Here is a 20,018-nt window from a genome sequence, read left to right as displayed (position 1 = left end):
CGGAAGCTATGGAAGCCCCGCTTCCCGCGGCTTCGCAAGCGCAGGCGGAATACCGAGCCTGCGCTTTTGCGCGCGGATGGGATGAGTTACGATAGAAGAGACAGAATAATGATCTAGGGGCAGGAGGGGTTGCGATGAGATCGCATATCGTAGTTGTAGATGATGATGAGAAAATTATTTCCATGCTGCGCCGCAGCTTGGCTTTTGAGGGATATGAAGTTACAACGGCTAACAATGGGTTAGAAGGGCTCAAGGTGCTGCTTAGTCTGGAACCGCAGCTGCTAATTCTGGACGTGATGATGCCTCAGGTGGACGGCTGGGAAGTGTGCCGGCGTGTGCGCGAGAGCGGCAGCTCCGTGCCGATTCTGATGCTTACGGCCAAGGATGACATCAACGATCGGGTCAAGGGATTGGATCTTGGCGCGGACGATTATTTGGTTAAACCTTTTGCGCTTGAGGAACTGCTGGCGCGTGTGCGGGCTTTGCTGCGGCGCAAGCCGGACAAGCTGGAAGAGGATTCGAATCGGCTCGTATTCGAGGATCTCATTCTCGATCTGGATTCACGGGAAGCGATTCGCGGAGGGCGGCGCATCGAGTTGACCGCCAAGGAATTCGACCTGCTGCAATTTTTTATGTACAACCCGAAGCGGGTGCTGACGAGAGATTCCATCATGGACAAGATCTGGGGTTATGACTACAGCGGAGAGTCCAATGTACTGGAGGTTTATATCGCGATGCTGCGGCAGAAGACGGAGGACAGTGGCACGAACAGCCGGCTCATCCAAACGGTTCGCGGTACGGGGTATGTGCTCCGCGGAGGAGTGAGCTAAAGTGTCCATTCGCTTAAAGCTTACACTGTGGTATAGCGGCATTTTGGCATTTGTGCTTGTTATGCTCAGCGGCGCGGTCTATTTATTTTTTAACCAATATACGTACAATGACTTGGAGAACAAGCTGCAAGTCCAGGGGCGCAACCTGGGCGAACAAATTAGTAATCGGAGTATTTTTAATCCCGGTGAGTTGTCAGTGGATAGATCCTCGTTATTTCAGGACGCATACTTTATTCAGATTTTCAATTACCGCAATGGTGATGTACAAAAATCAACCAATCTAAGCGATTACGGTCTTTCTTTTCCATACAATGAGGACCCTTCTAATATCAAAAAAGCAAGTTTCCAAAAAGTAACCGTTAAAGGAAATCCTTTTTATGTTTATCAGATTCCAATCATGACCAGCGGTGGGGAAGAGGTTGTAGGGCTGTTGCAAGTCGGCTCTTTCGTTGGTACCCAGGAAAATTTGCTGCAACAGCTTCGTACGATACTTATAATCTCCTCCATTCTGGGATTGTTGCTTGCATTCACGGTTGGGCTTATTATGGCTCGGCAGTCACTGCGTCCGATTGAAGTTGTCATCCAAGCCGCAGAGCAAATCGATAAAGGCTCTGATCTTAGCATGAGGATCGCCTGGAATGGCCCGAACGATGAACTAGGTCGTCTAACGAATACGCTGAACGGCATGCTGGGGCGCATGGAACTAGCGTACAACGAACTGGACGAGGCTTACGACGCGCAGCGGCGATTCGTCTCCGATGCTTCGCATGAGCTGCGCACGCCACTTACGACGATTCGCGGCAATATTGATCTGTTGGAAAAAATTTGGGTTCCCGCGCTGGAAGAGGGAACCGGCGGCTCTGTGCAGATTTCGGAGCAGGAGGCGTTGCGCCAGGAGATGTCGCGCGAAGCGATGAAAGACATTGGCGACGAAGCGAGACGAATGTCTCGGCTGGTCAATGATTTGCTGGCGCTGGCTCGGGCTGATGCCGGATTTGTCATGGAGAAGAAGCCGGTGGAGCTGCTGCCGCTGCTGGAGGAGGTTGTGCGGCGTGCAGCGCTGCTGCCACGTACTTCTGCCTGGCTGCCTAGCGACCTCTCCGTTCTGGAAGGTGTAGGCGTGATGGGCAACGCGGATTATTTGCGGCAGCTGATGTTCATTTTCATCGAGAATGCCTTCAAGTATACACCGGATGGAAGTGTCCGGCTGACGGCAGTTGTGAAAAACAACCAGGTCGGCATCAAAATTCAGGATACTGGACTTGGTATGAATGAGGAGCAAATACCGCATATTTTCGAGCGCTTCTACCGGGCGGATGAGTCCAGGGGCATAACGAGCGGCACCGGCCTTGGCCTGTCGATCGCCAAATGGATTCTCGACGAGCATAACAGCTCAGCCGAAGTTCATACGAGTCCGGGTGCGGGAACGACATTTACCGTCTGGCTGCCAGTCGCCTTTTCCGTACAGGAGAATTAGAGTATACTGAGGTGAATACGGCTGCGAGCGTCGATCTCACCAAGTGGCGGCCAGGAAGGCAGGTAATACGATGGAAGTAGTGAAAATATCGCCGCGGGGTTATTGCTACGGGGTTGTCGATGCGATGGTTCTGGCGTTGCAGACTGCTCGCAATCTCGATTTGCCCCGCCCTATATATATACTGGGCATGATCGTCCATAACTCCCATGTTACCGATGCTTTCGAGGAAGAAGGCATCATTACGCTAGACGGAGAGAATCGCTTGGAAATTCTGGAGCAAGTGGAGTCCGGCACGATTATCTTTACGGCGCATGGTGTTTCCCCTGAGGTGCGGCAGCGTGCCAAGGAAAAAGGATTGACTGTCGTGGACGCGACATGTCCCGATGTGACCAAAACGCATGATCTGATCCGCGAAAAAACAGCCGAGGGTTATCAGATCATCTACATCGGCAAGAAGGGCCATCCGGAGCCGGAAGGCGCCGTCGGCGTTGCGCCGGATGAAGTTCATCTTATCGAGCGTGAGGCAGACATCGAGCAGTTGAATGTGACTGGTGAACATATCTTGATTACGAACCAGACAACGATGTCACAATGGGATATTCGTATTCTAATCAGCCGCTTGCTGGAGAAATATCCGCATGCTGAGATTCACAATGAGATCTGCTTGGCAACCCAGGTACGTCAAGAAGCGGTGGCGGAGCAAGCCGGCCAAGCTGAGCTGACAATTGTTGTTGGTGATCCTCGTAGCAACAACTCCAATCGCTTGGCACAGGTTTCGGAGGAGATTTCAGGCGTACCAGCTTACCGGATCTCAGATCTGTCTGAACTGCAGCTGGATTGGTTGAAGGGAAAGCAGCGAGTATCCGTAACCTCAGGTGCTTCAACGCCGACGCCGCTCACTCGCGAGGTGATTCAGTTCCTGGAACAGTACGAGGAGAGCGATCCCTCTACTTGGGAGCTGAAGCGTACGGTGGATATGGCTAAATTGCTGCCAAGAGTCAAAATTAAGTCAGGCGCGTAAAGAAGGCGGAATCAATGGCAGGCACTACGAATCGAACACAGCTACGCTCCTGGCCGGGAGGGGCAAAGCGCTGGATGCGCTACAAGCTGCTGCAATTGCTGCGTGCGCCCGGTGGACCAACGTTTGTGGCAATGGGCTTCTCCATTGGTTTCTTTTGCGAGATGTTTACGCTGCCTACGTACGGCCTGGCTTTTTTTCTGATCTTTCCACTGATTTATCTGCTGCGGGGCAGTCTGGCTGGAGCTCTTGTTGGCTTCGTCATTGGCAAAATCATTTATTTGCCGCTTGCTTACCTGCACTCACTTGTCGGCGGCTGGGTTCTTCCAGCGCATATGAACCTCCATCTTCCGCTCGTCGGTGAGAAGATCAACCATATGCTGCTGCTCAACCTTAAGCTGATTGTCGGCGGTATGGTGGATGGCCTATGGATAGGCGCGCTGCTGTTCATTGCTGTTCGCGCGGTCCTTCTTTATTTGACGGCGAAGCGCAAGGAGCGCCGCCGCTTGAAGCGTCACCCCGTGGGCACTCCAGTGGGTGATATGGCAGGAAACTGATTGTCCATAAGGGATTGACGTTGATTAAGGTCTCCATTAGGAGGCCTTTTTTGTTATGCACGAGTTAATGGAAATACATCCTGAATAGATAATGAGTTCCGTTAACATGTTCATTTTGGGTTCATTTAGGAAGAGTAGGATAGGCACAGAACTTGATGGATGGGGAGTGTTGCCTTTATGAAGTCAATGGAAGGAACGGAAACCAGCAATGAAATCAAACAGCCGTTGAGGATGGACTTATGGCTAATGGCGGCTGTATTAATGGCCGCTTTTTTGAATCTTTATGGCATCTGGGATGAGACTTACTCGAATACCTACTACACAACTGCGGTTGGCAGCATGCTCCAGAGCTGGGAAAACTTCTTTTATGGATCGCTGGACTCGGCAGGATCGGTAACGATTGATAAACCGCCGCTGGTGTTTTGGATTCAAGCTGCTTTTGCCTACGTGTTCGGCTTGCATGGTTGGAGCGTTATCCTGCCGCAAGCGCTGGCAGGCATTGCTCTTGTACCGCTTATTTATCTGTGCGTGAAGCCGACATTCGGCAGTCTTGCCGCGAGGTTCGCCGCCTTCGCTATGGCGTTTACGCCAGTTGGCGTAGCTGTGGCCCGCACGAACAACATCGATGCGATGCTGGTTTTCGTGCTGCTGCTTGCCGCCTGGTTCCTATTGCGAGGCATCCGCCAAAATAGGATCAGCAGCCTTGTAATCGCTTTCGCCCTGATCGGGGTGGGGTTCAATATGAAAATGCTACAGGCTTATATGGTGCTTCCGGCCTTTTATCTGCTGTATGTACTGGGGGTTCAATTGAAGGTAAAGAAGAAGTATGCCGTTTTGGCAGGCAGTACCGCGCTTATGCTTCTCATTTCCGTCTCATGGGCGGTTATCGTTGATTCCATCCCGGCCGACAAAAGGCCTTATATCGGCAGCAGCGAGACGAACTCCGTCATGGAGCTGGCATTCGGATATAATGGCGTTTCCAGGTTGACCGGTGATAGGGGAGGAGCTGGAGGTCAACCGCCGAGCGCAAGCGTCCCTGGCCAACCGCAGGCTGGCGATGGGACTGCGCCGCGGGATGGTGGCGGTGAGTCAGGTGTACGCAATGGAGGCTGGGGAACTGCGCCTGCAGGAGGCGGCGGGGGCGGCATGTTTGCTACCGGTACAGTTGGGCCGCTCCGTCTTTTCCAGCAGGAGCTGTCTGGACAGGCAAGCTGGCTGCTGCCTTTCGCTTTGCTGTCAGCGCTGGCGCTGCTATTGTCTTTTAGGTGGCGCGGTATGAATGCGAAACATAAAGAGACGCTTTTCTGGCTGGCCTGGCTCGTACCGGTCGGCGGTTTCTTCAGCATAGCTGGATTTTTCCATCCATATTATCTGATCATGCTCGCTCCTCCTGTAGCTGCATTGGCAGGGGCCGGAGCAAGCTATATGTGGGCCAAGTACAGGGAAAGTGCAAGCTGGCAAGCCTGGTTGCTGCCTAGTTCTATCGCGATTACCGCGTTGTTCCAGTGGTTCATCTTGCAAACTTATGAAAGCACGATTGGCATCGGCTGGTCGATCGCAGTGGCAGGGCTCGGTTTACTGGTCGCGCTTGTTCTTGCTGTGCAAAATGGCCGAGAGCGCGGCGCTGTGAAAGTGGCCGCTCTGACTGGCCTGGCAGCGATGCTGATCGGTCCTGCATACTGGTCGGCAACGCCGATTGTTTATGGACAGGACGCGATGATCCCGGCTGCAGGACCAACCAGCGGTTTTGGCGGCGGCATGGGACGAATTGCTCTGCAGGGTATGGGTGGGGTTCAACAAGGCGGCATAGGTATGGAACGCCCTAGTCAGCAAGGGGGCGTCGGCGATGCTCAGTCGGGAGGAATAGATGGCAGGCTGCCAGGAGAAATGGGTATGTTCCCAAGTGATGGAGGTATGCGGCCGGGTCAAGGTCGCGGGAATACCGGAGTAGATCAAGGGCTGCTAGATTATTTGCGGAAGAATCAGTCGACTGAATATCTGCTGGCAGTTCCGAATTACAATACAGCTGCGCCTTACATCGTTGATGAGAAAGAGAAGGTTGTCATTTTGCATGGCTTCCAGAATTCAGATCCGGTTTATGACGAGGAGAAGCTAGAGGAGCTTGTTCGCTCCGGCGGGGTGAAGTATTTCCTAGTTATCGGAACTGGAAGCAACAGCGATCTGATAGCATGGATTAAGAAGAATGGCAATGTTATCAACGCCAGCGAATATACCACAGGTTCTATCGAACAAACTAAATCCATTAACGGTTCCTTCGGACGCGGTGGTAATGCTGTTCTTTATGAAGTAACTCTCGATTAAAATGGTAAAAGAAAGATAATGGTATCCAACGGAACGGAGAGAGCTTAATCCTCTTCAAATACAGGATGCGAAGAGCTAACTCTCAAGCCCCCCTAATTGAATTGGAGAGCACCCTGGGAAATAAATAGCACTACTAGTAAGAGGTGAGAGGGGCCGCCCAGCAAAGCAAGTAACTTCGGCTACTTGCTTTGCTGGGCAGCCCCATTTTCATCTCTATATAGACAAATTAATTGAATCAGTGAAATTGAAAGAACTTGACGGATGATTGGATCATCAGGTATATTTACTTTATTGAATAAAAGCACAAAAGCATAGAAGCTTAAAAGCGAACAAGCACGAAAGCATCGCTTCTTTTACACACATGATCTCATTCATCAACGCTGTCATATCATAAGCATCGCCACATTCATAACAAGGTTTCATTAACAACATCAAAGAAAGCTTCCATAAGCCCAAAGGAGAGTGCAATTCATGATAGTCATTACTCAGCCTACAGTTACCGACGAGCGGATCGCCGAAATCGTCTCTCATATCGAGCGCGCGGGAGTAGCAGCTCATGTATCACGTGGTACGGATCGTACCGTTATCGGCATTATCGGCAAGGCGGAGCCTACACTCGCCGAGCATCTTCGTCAGCTTAAGGGAGTCGAGAACGTCATTAAGATTTCTAAGTCCTACAAGCTGGCCAGTCGTGATTTCCACCCCGAAGATACGATTATCGACATCAAAGGCGTGCAGATCGGCGGCAGCAATCTGGTTGTTATGGGCGGGCCATGTGCCGTTGAATCCGCGGAACAGATCGATGAAATAGCTCGCCTAGTCAAGGCGGCTGGCGGGCAAGTGCTGCGAGGCGGCGCGTTCAAACCGCGCACAGGGCCTTACAGCTTCCAAGGTGTTGGCGTAGAGGGACTTGAGATCATGCGCGAAGCGGGAGAAAAGCATGGCCTGCTGACGATTACAGAGGTTATGACGCCTGAGTATGTAGATATTTGTGCGGAGCATGCGGATATTTTGCAGGTTGGAACACGCAATATGCAAAACTTCGACCTCCTGCGTAAGCTCGGCACGATCCAAACGCCTGTGCTGCTCAAGCGCGGCTTCAGCAGCACATACGACGAATTCCTTAATGCAGCCGAATACATTCTTGCTGGTGGCAATCCCAATGTCATGCTTTGCGAGCGCGGAATTCGCACTTTCGAGACCTACACGCGCAATACGCTCGATCTGTCGGCAATTCCGGTTCTGCAGGGACTGAGCCATCTGCCAGTCATCTCCGATCCGAGCCACGGCACGGGAAGACGCGAGCTCGTCGAGCCAATGACCAAAGCATCCGTGGCGGCGGGAGCGAATGGTTTGATTATCGAAATGCATACCGATCCGGACAATTCTATGACTGGCGATGGCGTTCAATCGCTGTTCCCGGATCAGTTTGCTAACCTGCTCAAGGATTTGGAGAAGCTGGCTCCAATCGTCGGTAAGAAATTTGACACGAAGAAAGAGCAGGCGGAGGCTTTTGCCGTCTGGAAACGTTAAAAGGCATTAATTCAGGAGAGAGAAAGTAAACGCTTTCGTATAATTATGTAAGCTTTCGTATATCGACAGTATAAGCTAACTCATACAAACGTTCGTAAAACATCCGTAAATCCTTTTTTAATCAAGGATTTACGGATTTTTGTGTTTAAAGCGGCATTCAAAGATGTATATTATATAAATCTTGTGAGTAATGCTTACACTTGTTTCAAAAATACCTGACATAGCTATTGACGGTGTCATGTCGGAGTTTTATAATTACTTCAAGGTTCAGGGTCAAAGTTGAACAATTTTGGTCTCAATCAATGCTAACGTTCGGAAATGGAGGAAATTTCAGATGTCAGTTCAAGGTGTATTGGACAAAATCAAAGAAAATAACATCCAGTTTGTCGATTTCCGTTTTGTGGATCTTGCCGGTCGTGCTCATCACATCACCCTTCCTGCGACGGAAGTGGATGGTGAGACGTTCGTAAACGGTGTCGCTTTCGACGGCTCCTCGATTCATGGTTTCCGTGGCATCGAAGAATCCGACATGGTCATGATGCCCGATACGGAGTCGGTATTCGTAGATCCTTTCACCGACCACCCGACTTTGAACATCATGTGCAACATTCATACGCCTGACGGCGAACGCTATGATCGCGATCCGCGCAGCATCGCCCAGAAGGCGGAAGAATACCTTCAAACCTCCGGCGTTGGCACGACAGCATTCTTCGCACCTGAGTCCGAATTCTTCATCTTTGACGACGTGCGTTATGAAAGCTCCATGAATACCTCCTTCTTCTCGGTTGATTCCGAAGAAGCAGCTTGGAACACGGGCCGCAAGGAAGAGGGCGGCAACCTCGGTTTCAAGATTGGCGTTAAAGGCGGTTATGTGCCGGTTGCTCCAGTTGACTCCCAACAAGATATCCGCAGTGAAATGTGCCGCCTGATGCAAGAAGCAGGCCTGCGTATCGAGCGTCATCACCACGAAGTGGCGACGGCTGGACAAGCGGAAATCAACTTCCGTTTCGACACGCTGACCAAAACAGCTGATAACTTGATGCTTTACAAATATATCGTGCATAACACAGCTCGCCAGTACGGCAAAGTAGCTACATTCATGCCAAAACCGCTTTTCGGTGACAATGGCAGCGGCATGCACGTTCATCAATCCATTTTCAACGGCGACAGCCCGCTCTTCTTCGAAAAAGACGGCTACGCTAACCTGAGCCAAATGGCTCTGCATTACATCGGCGGAATCTTGCATCACGCTCCGGCGCTGATCGCACTGACTAACCCGAGTACGAACTCGTTCAAACGTCTGGTTCCTGGCTACGAAGCTCCAGTTAACCTGGTGTTCTCCAAAGGCAACCGTTCCGCAGCAGTTCGGATTCCAGTTGCAGCGGTTACGCCAAAAGGCTGCCGCATCGAGTTCCGGACTCCGGACTCCACGGCTAACCCTTACCTATCGTTCGCAGCAATGCTGCTGGCTGGCCTTGATGGCATCCAACGCAAAATCGATCCTACAGCTCTCGGTTATGGCCCGTATGACAAAAACATCTACGAGCTGTCCGATGCAGAGAAGCAAGAAATCCGCAGCGTTCCTGGAACGCTTGACGAAGCTCTCGATGCTCTGGAAGCAGACTCCGAATTCCTTACCGAAAGCGGCGTATTCAGCCAAGACTTCATCGATAACTACGTTGCATTCAAGCGCACAGAAGCTAAAGCCGTTGCTATCCGTGTACATCCACATGAGTACAGCCTTTACTTCGACTGCTAATCATACCTGCACTCATCCCTTTTTACCACAAGGCTCCCATTCAGGGAGCCTTGTTTTGTATCGTATGCCCAGAGAGAACATAATGGCTTGAATTCGGTATTGAATAGCCGGATAAATCGTCTAAATCCGAATAATTTTATTTAAAATAAGATAAGTATTCGTGTAATTGTCACTTGATGGAATGGAGCAAACTTGGTAAGATACTCATAACTTTACTGGAGCGTATCGTTCAAGCGACAGAGACTGGGGTGCTAGATCGTGACGAAGAGAGCGTACAATTTCAATGCCGGACCGGCAGCTTTGCCGCTGGAGGTGCTGCAGCAGGCCGAGAAGGAGTTTGTCGACTACAAGGGTGCAGGCATGTCCATTATGGAGATGTCCCATCGCAGCAAGCTGTTCGAGGGCGTGAATGACGAAGCCGAGCAACTGGCACGCGAGCTGCTTCAAGTACCGGATGATTACAGTATCATGCTGCTGCAAGGCGGCGCGAGCACCCAGTTCGCGATGGTGCCGATGAATCTGCTGTCTGCTGGAAAGACGGCAGCTTATGTCAACAGCGGCAGCTGGGCTAAAAAAGCAATCAAGGAAGCGAAGCTGATTGGGGAAACTCGCGTTGTGGCATCAGCAGAGGAATCCCGTTTCACGGCTATGCCGAATTTGTCCCAACTTGATTTGCCGGAAGATACGGCGTACTTGCATCTCACTTCCAACGAAACGATCGAGGGAACACAGTTGGCAGCTTTCCCGGATACCGGCAATGTGCCGCTTATCGCCGACATGTCCAGCGACATCATGTCTCGCCCACTCAACGTAAGTCAATTCGGAATGATTTACGCCGGCGCCCAAAAGAATCTCGGACCTTCTGGAGCGACGATCGTCATTGCTCGCAATGATTTGATCAATTCGAGTCAAGCAGGCGTTCCGACCATGCTGCGCTATGATACCCATGCCAAGTCCAAGTCTCTCTACAATACACCGCCATCCTTCGCGGTATATATGGTAGGACTTGTGCTGAAGTGGATCAAAGGCAAAGGTGGTCTAGCCGCAGTTGAGCAGCTTAACCGCGCGAAAACGGGCTTGATCTACGGCGCGATCGATGAAAGCGGTGGTTTCTATAGCGGTGTTGCCGAGGCTGAGAGCCGCTCGCTGATGAACATTACGTTCCGCCTCCAGTCCGAGGAGCTTGAGAAGCTATTCATTAAGGGGACGGAGGAGCATGGTTTTGTCGGCCTGAAAGGCCATCGCGATGTGGGCGGACTGCGTGCTTCCACCTACAACGCTGTGCCGCTTGAAAGCTGCCAAGCTCTTGCCGACTTTATGAAGGAATTCCAACGTACGCACGGCTGAATAGGAGCTTCATCAACAAGCAGCAACGCCCTTGCCGGGGATTATAATCCCGGCAAGGGCGTTGCTGCTGCAATGGGCTGCTGTTAGGCTAATGCGGTCTGATCCTTCGAATTGGGACCTGTGAGCTTGTATCCGACGTTGCGGACCGTCATAATGTATTCGGGGGAACGGGCGCTGCGCTCGATTTTATCCCGAAGATGGCTGATATGCACATCGACAATACGAGTGTCGCCAAGGAAATGATAATCCCATACTCCTTGCAGTAATTGCTGGCGGCTCAGCACTTTTCCACGGTGGCGGCAAAGGAACACAAGCAGTTCGAACTCCTTCGGGGTAAGCTCGACAAGCTCTCCATGCTGATGAACCTCCCGAGTGCCAAGATCGACCTGCAAAGGGCCGAAGTCATAACGGGCTTCATCAATTACACCGGGATAGTCTTGTATCCGCCGGAAAATAGCGGAGATTCGGGAGATCAGCTCTTGCGGGCTGAAGGGCTTGGTCATGTAGTCATCGGCGCCATTGTCCAGGCCAGCGATGCGGTCTGTCACATCTTGCATGGCGGTGAGCATGACGATGGGAACGACATTGCCTCTGCGGCGTAACTCGCGGCAGACTTCAATTCCGTCCATTTTGGGCAGCATCAAATCAAGCACGATCAAGTCCGGGCGGAATGGCTTCAGTATATCAAAAACGGCCATGCCGTCATGCACGGTGCGGACCTCGTAACCGGCAAGGTTTAGGTTGAATTCGAGAAGCATTGAGATTGAAGGCTCGTCGTCAACGATGAGAACTTTTTTTTTCGTCATGCTATTCGGTCTCCTTTTCCCGCGTCTTGATGAAAGTATATCGCGCTACCATACGAACGGAATTAATTTTGCGTAAAAGGAATGTAAAGTAATGAAGAAAGGCAGGAAATAATTCATGGCGTTTCACATTGTGCTTGTCGAGCCTGAAATACCCGCGAACACGGGCAATATTGCTCGTACTTGTGCGGCTACAGGTGCTCATTTGCATCTAGTTAGACCGCTCGGCTTTAACACAGATGACCGAACCTTAAAGCGTGCTGGGCTAGATTACTGGCATGCCGTTAAAGTTCATTATTATGACTCCTTCCAGGAAGTCAGAGATAACTTCCCGCAGGGACGATTTTTCTTCGCAAGCACCAAAGCCCATAACCGCTACGACTCGGTCGCTTATCGCGATGGAGATCTGCTTGTGTTCGGTAAAGAAACGAAAGGACTGCCGCCTGAGCTAATAGAAGCCAATCTTTCTTCGGCTATCCGTTTGCCAATGACCGGCGATGTCCGCTCGATGAATTTATCCAATTCGGTTGCGGTGATTCTGTTTGAAGCGTTGAGGCAAAATGGTTTTTCCGGTTTGGAATGACCTTTTTTTTCAATTTAGGAAGATTGCCCCATGTTATTGAAGTAAACTTGGACTATTCTAAGAAAATCCCGAATGGGGAAGGAATCCTCATTCGGAAAGCGAACATCACTAGAATAAACATCCATTAACCCTGTGACAATTATGTCCGCCGAGGGTTGGTTGTGACTAGATTTTCAGACATAAGGAGAGAAATACAACCATGAAACCGGCTGGAGTCGTACGGAAGGTTGATCAGCTTGGACGCATCGTGCTACCTAAATCGTTGCGCAAGCGTTATCAGATGAATGAAGGGGATCCTGTTGAGATCCTTGTACAGGGCGAGCATATTATTTTGGAGCGTTACCGCCCGCGCTGCGTCTTTTGCGGATCGATGGAAGAGGTACGGGATTTCAAGGAACGCCATCTCTGTGCGGAATGCATGACGGGAATGTCGCAGCTTCGTCGTTAATAGCTGCATGAACGGAAGGTAGTAGTTCTGGATAAAGCTCAACACGAGTTTAATGCGAGAGCTTTTCCGAACTCTAGAATGAACAACGAAAAGGCCATGCCTCCCGAGCGATCGGGAAGCATGGCCTTTGTTCTATTTCTCTAGAATCCTTCGCATACGGACACCGCCCAAGGGACGATGGAGGCCGTATTACTCGTACTTGCGTAAACCTGATAGCGTTTTACAGACCTTTGGTCTTGTCGTCGTTGTAGGCCGCTGTAAGCATTGCGGTCAAGAACAGCAGCGACACAAGCGTGACGACGATGAACTGTACGGACATATGTAGCACCTCCGGACGAATTGATTTAATTATACCCAAATGGATAAAAAAAGAAAACGATTCAATTTGTGAACAACCTGTGTCAGCCCTGCTGGCGGAACTGTCCTGGCGAGCTGCCGGTATGTTTTTTGAAAACCTTGCTGAAGTACTTTTCGTCCATATATCCGACCTGTGCTGCAATCTCGGTGACTCGAAGACCGGAGGAGGAGAGCAGCTTGCGGGCTTTGTCCATGCGCAAAATCTCGACATACTCGCTGAGCGTCTGTCCGGTTTCCTGTTTGAAACGTCGGCTGACATGCTCCCGGCTAAGGAAAAAGCGGGAAGCAAGCGTCTGCAACGTTAAGTCTTCCTCAAGATGGGAGCCGATATACGAGGTCATCTCTGAAATAATGCTGCGCTCCTGGCGGATGCGGCGAAGGATCGTTTCCAGCCAGTCGAGCAGTTGCAGCCGCCATTCTTTCTCGGTCTCATCAAGCATGAGCTTGCCCTCTTCACTGAAAACAAGCGGCAGAGGCCCACCAAGAGGAAGTGGATTCGCAGCAGGGTCCGGGTTGAACTCCTGGGTGATGCGAGTACGCATAAGCTCCAATTGGCGGTCCCACAGCTGAGTCGAGGCAGGGGAGACGATTCCGATGCTCCGCAGCTTTTCGAACCAGTCCTTCAAGGCTGCTGTAGCTTCTGCCGAGTTACGGACCTGAATCGACAAGCGTAGCGCATCCTCGATCACGGACAAATGTACGGAGGCGCCGCTTGTCGGCTGCCGCTCGGCATAATGGATGCGTTCCTGCGGTTGCAGCAAATTCCGCTGTAGAAGCGAAATCCTTGCTTCCTTCACAGACTCCCAAGCTCTTTCGGCGTCTGGGACCAGCTTGCCGACTCCAGCATGCAGCTCGGCCTTCAATGTTAATGAAACGGCTTCAATGAGCTGAAGGACGCGATCCTTGAGCCGCTCGTGGCCGCTCCAGATTAGGGCAACGATCTCATCCGAAGCATCCGCAATACGGAAGGCATATCCGCATTTCCATTCCCCGCGCAGCAGATCGTTGAGCACATTGATCATGGCGAATTCCAGCAGCTCACGATCTCCACGGAAGCGACGGAGCAGCTTATCGGGAACCGGGAATAGGCTGAACGATACGGCCTGCATGAACGAATGGGTGGGGAATCCTGAGAACTCGGCGCGCAGCTGCGCAGCCGCAGCTTCCGCTTCTTGAGCGCCAGCCGCCAGCTTACCGAACAGATGGCTCCAATAAACCGGCTTGTACTGGTTCAAGGCGATTCCACTTTCGACTTGGCGCTGTTTCTCCTGGGTTTCCAGCCTCCATTCCTCAAGGGCGCGCTGCACGGCTTCATTCAGCTGGTCGGGATCAATTGGCTTTAGAATATAGTCTCTACCACCAAACTTCATCGTTTTGCGCACATAATCAAAGTCATTGTACCCGCTGATGGCTATGATTTTGCTCTGCGGATGATGTGTGCTGACCCATTCCATGAAACGAATTCCATTTGTTATCGGCATATGAATATCTGTCAAAATCAAAACAGGAACAAATTCATCTACGAGCAGCTTGGCTGACTCGCCATTATCCGCTTCTATAATTTTTGTGAAGCCGAGAGCTTCCCAATCTACAAGCAACTTGACCGCTTCCCGGGCATGGCTCTCGTCATCAACAATTAGCACATTCATAGTTCTGTCTCTCCTGTCTTAGGTGTTTCAGCTTTATCGGATGAAGGAATAAGGAGGGTAACGGATAGTCCGCCAAGCGGCTCCAGCCCAGATTCAAGCTGGATGCTTGAAGTATCCCCACAATGCAGCTTGAGGCGTGCTGAAACGTTGGCCAGTCCGATATGATCTCCAATATCGAGGCTTCCTTCATCGGCTTGCATCAAGCTTTTTTGCAAAGCGTCAAGCTTGTCGGGCCGCAATCCCGGACCATTGTCAGCAATCTCAATATGAATCCAGCCATCTGTCTGGAAGCAGTTAATCGTCACATGCACCTCGCCGCCTGCAGGATCAAAGGCGTGCTTGAATACATTTTCCACAATGGGCTGGATGACCATCCGCGGTATCAGAATGCTGCCTGAACCTGGTTCCAGTGAAATCTCGTATGTCAGCTTATCGTCAAAGCGATGACGCTGTAGCTCCAAATAGGAGCGAGTATGATCAATTTCCTGGGAAATAACGACAAATTCCTCGGCTGTATTCATCGAATAACGCATCATTTTGCCTAGTTGCATAATGAGCTTGTACAAATCGGGAACGCCTCGCTTCAGCGCGGTCGTGCCGATCGATTGTAAAGCATTGTACAAGAAATGGGGATGGACCTGCGCCTGCAGCGCCTTCAATTGATTCGTTTTGTTAGCGAGTTCCAGCTTGTATTCCCGAAGCACCAAATTGTTAATCGTCTCCATCATCATTCGGAACCGGCGCGCCAGCTGACCAATTTCATCCGTTTGATTCAGATGAATATCGGTATCCAACTGACCGGATTGAATTTGACTGACATAACCGGTTAGCTGCTTGATCGGCCGGGTAATCCAGAAGGAGATGAATAATATGGCGAGCACGATTAGTAACATGGAGCCCACCAAAACGGCCGTATTCACTTGGGTGACCCCATTTGTAGCACGTAGGAGCACTGAATCTGGAATTCGTTTGACCAACGTCCACATCTGATTGCCAGCTGATATTTTTTCATAAACAAAAACGCCTTGATCGGGGGAGTTCTGCAACCTTGTTGCTCCAGAATAGCTGCCGTTGCTGCTCAGGGCCGTTGCTTTTGCAGACTCGGCAAGCAACTCCTCACCCCACTCCGTGTCCAGCTTAAGTCCACGCCGGTTTGGATCCGGGCCGTAAATAATTGTCCCATCTGGTGCCAGCAGATAAACCTCTTCGCCTTGTTCCTGCTGATACAGCTGGCTGCAAATCGTGTTGATGACCTCCGGGGTAATGTCGATGGCAAGCGTGCCGATCTGCTGGTCGCTCGGAATCCGCAGTATGGGCCGAATGACCGTAATGACTGGTCTGGCAAGAAAGGGAGGGGCGACAGTCATATTGTAATTGCTGCTCATATGCAGCGGCCGGATGCTGTAGCCAACCCCTTCTGGCAATGTCGTACCTGGAGTACTCACAATTTGATCCATCCGCTTGTACTGACCTCTGGAATATAAGTAACCACGCTCGGCGCCAGGAGAATGCAAATAAACCTGATAAATTTCCTTGACGGAGGTGGCCATAATCTGAAGGCTGACAAAGATTTGGTTATCTGTCAGGTAGTCGCTGCGCCCCATTTCAAGGGTGCGATATAAAGTTGTATCCGAATAAGGCGCAAGCGAGGTCTGGAAGAACGACTGGAAATAGTTCTCCAGGTTAGTCTTACCCTGATACAGCAGGCTGGAGTTCTGCTGGATGTTATCCTCTTCGACAAAAGCTGCTGTGCGCGTATTGGTTATAATAATGGATAGCAGCATCGGAATGCCTATAGCCATAAGGAGAAACACGGCCAGCTTCGTTCGAATGCTGCGTCGAATCCAATAAAATTTCACTGCTTATGTCTCCTTTGATCGTAATGAAGCCCAGCTTTTTTACTGCGAAGACTCTTCTAAGATTATAGCGTTATGGACGAGTGGCATCAATATTTTACACCTTTCCCGTCATCATACTCAGTGGGAGGGGGAGAATAGGGAACGTATAATGTAGGAAAATGAACAGGAAGTCGGGATATTTCTTATTAATACAGGAAAAACTGACTACGATTTTATTGAAAGGGGAGATTCGGGATGAAAAGCAGCGGATGGTCCAAATCATGGGTCCAGCAGCTCGTATTCACGGGCCCAGTTACGCTTGCGTTCGCGATTATTATTGCGCTTCCCTTTTTTATGGGCATGTACTACTCCTTTACGGAGTGGAATGGCGTATCTGATAATGCAACCTTTGTTGGTCTAGACAACTTTGTCAAAATTTTCAACGATCAAACCTTTATTAACTCGTTTACATTCACAACAAAATTCACGATTGCAGCCGTAATTCTGTCCAATTTAGTGGGCTTTATGCTGGCGCTGCTGCTGACGCAGCCTGTGAAGTCCAAAAACTTACTGCGGACAATCTTCTTTATGCCTAACGTTATCGGTGGTCTGTTGCTCGGGTTTATCTGGCAGTTCATTTTCGTTAAAGGTTTTGCAGCCGTTGGCGAAAAAACGGGCTGGAGCTTGTTCAACCTGCCTTGGCTTGGCGATGAAACGACGGCTTTCTGGGGCGTTGTTATCGTAACGGTGTGGAGTACATCTGGTTATCTGATGGTTATTTACATCTCGGCTCTCATTAATGTGCCGCGCGATTTGATCGAAGCTGCTTCCATTGATGGTGCAACAGCAATGCAGAGACTTCGTCATATTACAGTGCCGCTGATCATGCCGGCGGTTACGATTGCGCTGTTCCTGGCGCTGAGCTGGTCGTTCAAGTCATTCGATATCATCTTGTCGCTGACCAAGGGCGGACCTTATAACTCTACGCAGTCCGTCGCCTTGAATATTTACAATGAAGCATTCCAAAACAATAATATGGGTCTCGGTACTGCCAAAGCGCTGATCTTCTTCATTGTCGTAGCGTTGATTACATCGCTGCAAGTATGGGTTACGAAACGCAAGGAGGTGCAGGCATAATGGAAACAAAACCATATAAAGGTTCCACACTTTTATTGGAAATTATTGGAGTTCTGCTTGCGCTGCTGTTCCTTGTACCGTTCTATTTCCTGGTCAGCAACTCCTTCAAAAAATACGGAGACATCTTGCTTGACTCCGCAGCGTTGCCTAACCCTTGGACGGTTGCCAACTTTACACGTGCCTGGGACATCATGAATTTCCCAGCGTCGTTCATGAACTCTCTGGTCATTACGGTGTCGACGATCGTCGGTCTGGCGATTATTTGCTCCATGGGTGCCTACCGGATGGTACGCCATTCTTCCAAGTACAACAACATTCTGTTCATGCTGTTCGTCATGGCGATGGTTATTCCGTTCCAGTCGATAATGATTCCGCTGATTAAGGTTGCATCTTGGCTTAATCTGACTGGCAGCATTCCTGGTTTATGGTTCGCTTACTTGGGCTTTGGTTCATCCATGACGATCTTCTTGTATCACGGCTTCGTCAAATCGATTCCGCTTGAGATTGAGGAAGCCGCTACGGTGGACGGCTGCTCGCCTTACGGCGTCTTCTGGCGGATCGTGTTCCCGTTGCTTAAGCCGATGACGGTTACGATTATCATCCTGAACAGCCTTTGGGTTTGGAATGACTTCCTGTTGCCGAATATGATGCTGGGCGAGGCACAGCGGACAATTCCAATGTCGACTTACGCCTTCTTCGGACAGTATACGAAACAATGGGATTTGGCGCTTGCTGGTCTAGTTATGGGCGTGTTACCGATTCTTGCCTTCTTCCTGACGCTTCAACGTCATATTATTGAAGGCATCACGGCAGGCTCTGTTAAAGGATAATGGTATAGAAGATTAGGGGGAGGATGGTGATCTTGCGAAAGCAAGATCAATATCCTCCCCCTTTTGCAGCAATATCGTCTGTGCGAACGTTTGCGCATACGGAGTATACTGTACTTAAGCGAGACAATGATTTCGCATTAGGTTGCTGCTTATTGGCATACTAAGGGGAGCAAGAGAACGAAAGGGGTAATTTCCTGTGAAAAAAAGCTTAATTAGCGCTGTTTCTGCGGGACTGGCAATTGCAATGCTGGCCGGCTGCAGCACATCGAACAATGGAGGCGGCAATGAGCCCGCTGGCAATAACGGAGGAGCTAACAACGGTGAGAAAGTCACTTTGAACATTTTCCAGTTCAAGGTTGAGATCGCCGATGCATTGAACCGTCTGAAAGCTGATTACGAAAAAGAAAATCCAAACGTCATCCTGAACATCGAAACGATGGGCGGCGGAGCGGATTACGGCGCAGGGCTGAAAGCTAAGTTTGCTTCTAACCAAGAGCCTGATATTTTCAACAACGGTGGTAACGCCGACCTGACGACATGGGCGGATAAGCTGGAGGATCTCAGCAATGAGCCTTGGCAATCTGATGTTATCGATACAGCCAAAGAAGGCATTACGCGCGATGGCAAAAACTACGGTCTTCCAATGGGTATCGAAGGTTACGGCCTTATTTACAACAAAGACCTGTTCAAGCAAGCTGGCATCGAAACTCCGCCTAAAACGCTCACCGAGCTTAAGGCTGCAGTAGAGAAGCTTAAAGCAGCTAAAATTACGCCTTTCTCCAACGGCTACCAGGAGTTCTGGGTTCTCGGCAACCATACCTTCAACGTAGCTCTGGCTAATCAAGATGATCCGACAAGTTTCATCAAAGGTTTGAATGAAGGCAAAGGCGGTCTTGTTGGAAACCCGGTTATCGGAAACTGGTTCAATCTGTTCGATATGATGATCGCGAACAGTAACAAGAACCCGCTGACTACGGACTACAACACGCAAGTAACGCTGTTCGCAAGCGGTAAAACGGCTATGATGCAACAAGGTAACTGGACGCAAGTTCAGATTGATGGCATTACACCTAACATGAACATCGGTATTCTGCCGATGCCTGTAGATGACAGCGAGAAGAGCGGCAACATCTTTGTTGGCGTACCTAACTACTGGGTTGTGAACAAAAACTCCAAAAACAAAGAAGCAGCTAAGGACTTCCTGAACTGGCTTGCTACTTCTGAAACCGGTAAAAACTACGGAGTCAACGAGTTCAAGTTCATCCCAGCGCTTAAATCCGTTGAAGTTAAAGACCAAAAGGTGCTCGGCGCAATTGCGAACGACATCCTGCAATACAGCAAAGACGGTAAAACTTCGGGCTGGTACTTCAACCAAATGCCAGAAGGTCTTCCACAAGAAGTTGGAGCTGACATGCAAGCTTATGTAGCTGGCAAAAGCAACAAAGACCAGCTGGTCAAGAGCATTCAAGACAAATGGACGAACATGGCTAAAAAATAACTGAAATGAGAGCAGTCTCCAACGTCATGCAA

The 20,018-nt window shown here is 50.2% G+C and carries 16 protein-coding genes; 13 read left to right on the top strand and 3 right to left on the bottom strand.

The features are described 5' to 3' along the window. The first annotated feature begins 134 nt into the window (after nucleotides 1–134). From CGZ75_RS22805 to serC, 8 genes are all read left to right on the top strand, one after another. Nucleotides 135–830: a response regulator transcription factor gene (locus CGZ75_RS22805; RefSeq protein ID WP_089526633.1), complete on the top strand. Its 696-nt coding sequence runs from the start codon at nucleotides 135–137 to the stop codon at nucleotides 828–830. Nucleotide 831: 1 nt separating this feature from the next. After that, a complete protein-coding gene (locus CGZ75_RS22800; protein WP_089526631.1) occupies nucleotides 832–2,307 on the top strand; it encodes a sensor histidine kinase in 1,476 nt (491 codons plus the stop codon). Between the two features lie 70 nt (nucleotides 2,308–2,377). Further along, entirely contained in the window at nucleotides 2,378–3,328 is a 951-nt protein-coding gene (locus tag CGZ75_RS22795) for a 4-hydroxy-3-methylbut-2-enyl diphosphate reductase (protein WP_089526629.1), read from the top strand. A gap of 14 nt (nucleotides 3,329–3,342) precedes the next feature. Further along, a complete protein-coding gene (locus CGZ75_RS22790; protein ID WP_245851092.1) occupies nucleotides 3,343–3,882 on the top strand; it encodes a DUF2062 domain-containing protein in 540 nt (179 codons plus the stop codon). A 177-nt stretch (nucleotides 3,883–4,059) separates the two neighbouring features. After that, nucleotides 4,060–6,204 (top strand): glycosyltransferase family 39 protein, encoded by a 2,145-nt coding sequence (locus CGZ75_RS22785; protein WP_245851090.1) that lies wholly within the window; start codon nucleotides 4,060–4,062, stop codon nucleotides 6,202–6,204. A gap of 471 nt (nucleotides 6,205–6,675) precedes the next feature. After that, nucleotides 6,676–7,737: a 3-deoxy-7-phosphoheptulonate synthase gene (gene aroF / locus CGZ75_RS22780; RefSeq protein WP_089526628.1), complete on the top strand. Its 1,062-nt coding sequence runs from the start codon at nucleotides 6,676–6,678 to the stop codon at nucleotides 7,735–7,737. Between the two features lie 334 nt (nucleotides 7,738–8,071). Further along, the gene (gene glnA / locus CGZ75_RS22775) at nucleotides 8,072–9,496 is read left to right on the top strand and encodes a type I glutamate--ammonia ligase (RefSeq protein ID WP_089526626.1); all 1,425 of its coding nucleotides are present in this window, start codon (nucleotides 8,072–8,074) and stop codon (nucleotides 9,494–9,496) included. A 258-nt stretch (nucleotides 9,497–9,754) separates the two neighbouring features. Further along, nucleotides 9,755–10,843 carry a 3-phosphoserine/phosphohydroxythreonine transaminase gene (gene serC, locus CGZ75_RS22770; protein ID WP_089526624.1) on the top strand — a complete coding sequence of 363 codons (1,089 nt, stop codon included), beginning with the start codon at nucleotides 9,755–9,757 and terminating at the stop codon, nucleotides 10,841–10,843. Between the two features lie 83 nt (nucleotides 10,844–10,926). Here the strand turns inward: serC and CGZ75_RS22765 are convergent, their stop codons facing one another. Then, nucleotides 10,927–11,649 carry a response regulator transcription factor gene (locus CGZ75_RS22765; protein WP_089526622.1) on the bottom strand — a complete coding sequence of 241 codons (723 nt, stop codon included), beginning with the start codon at nucleotides 11,647–11,649 and terminating at the stop codon, nucleotides 10,927–10,929. Between the two features lie 115 nt (nucleotides 11,650–11,764). On the opposite strand from CGZ75_RS22765, the gene trmL reads away from it, so the two are divergent. Next, complete coding sequence (trmL, locus tag CGZ75_RS22760) at nucleotides 11,765–12,229, top strand: tRNA (uridine(34)/cytosine(34)/5-carboxymethylaminomethyluridine(34)-2'-O)-methyltransferase TrmL (RefSeq protein ID WP_089526620.1); 465 nt, start codon at nucleotides 11,765–11,767, stop codon at nucleotides 12,227–12,229. A gap of 199 nt (nucleotides 12,230–12,428) precedes the next feature. Beyond that, nucleotides 12,429–12,677, top strand: a complete 249-nt coding sequence (locus CGZ75_RS22755; protein WP_089526619.1) for an AbrB/MazE/SpoVT family DNA-binding domain-containing protein — start codon at nucleotides 12,429–12,431, stop codon at nucleotides 12,675–12,677. A 401-nt stretch (nucleotides 12,678–13,078) separates the two neighbouring features. Here the strand turns inward: CGZ75_RS22755 and CGZ75_RS22750 are convergent, their stop codons facing one another. Both CGZ75_RS22750 and CGZ75_RS22745 read right to left on the bottom strand, forming a co-directional pair. After that, entirely contained in the window at nucleotides 13,079–14,683 is a 1,605-nt protein-coding gene (locus tag CGZ75_RS22750; RefSeq protein WP_089526617.1) for a helix-turn-helix domain-containing protein, read from the bottom strand. Continuing rightward, entirely contained in the window at nucleotides 14,680–16,542 is a 1,863-nt protein-coding gene (locus CGZ75_RS22745) for a cache domain-containing sensor histidine kinase (RefSeq protein ID WP_089526615.1), read from the bottom strand. The genes CGZ75_RS22750 and CGZ75_RS22745 overlap by 4 nt, the downstream gene beginning before the upstream one ends. Before the next feature lie 234 nt (nucleotides 16,543–16,776). Here CGZ75_RS22745 and CGZ75_RS22740 point away from each other — a divergent pair, with 234 nt between their 5' ends. From CGZ75_RS22740 to CGZ75_RS22730, 3 genes are all read left to right on the top strand, one after another. Then, a complete protein-coding gene (locus CGZ75_RS22740) occupies nucleotides 16,777–17,658 on the top strand; it encodes a carbohydrate ABC transporter permease (protein WP_089526614.1) in 882 nt (293 codons plus the stop codon). Then, nucleotides 17,658–18,488, top strand: coding sequence for a carbohydrate ABC transporter permease (locus CGZ75_RS22735; protein ID WP_089526612.1), 831 nt, complete (start codon nucleotides 17,658–17,660; stop codon nucleotides 18,486–18,488). The genes CGZ75_RS22740 and CGZ75_RS22735 overlap by 1 nt, the downstream gene beginning before the upstream one ends. Before the next feature lie 244 nt (nucleotides 18,489–18,732). Next, nucleotides 18,733–19,986 carry an ABC transporter substrate-binding protein gene (locus tag CGZ75_RS22730; RefSeq protein ID WP_089526972.1) on the top strand — a complete coding sequence of 418 codons (1,254 nt, stop codon included), beginning with the start codon at nucleotides 18,733–18,735 and terminating at the stop codon, nucleotides 19,984–19,986. Nucleotides 19,987–20,018 lie beyond the last annotated feature (32 nt).

The organism is Paenibacillus herberti, assembly GCF_002233675.1.
GTDB classification, from domain to species: domain Bacteria; phylum Bacillota; class Bacilli; order Paenibacillales; family Paenibacillaceae; genus Paenibacillus_O; species Paenibacillus_O herberti.
Note: the sequence above shows the minus strand (reverse complement) of the source record. Positions and strands in the feature narration are given on the sequence as shown.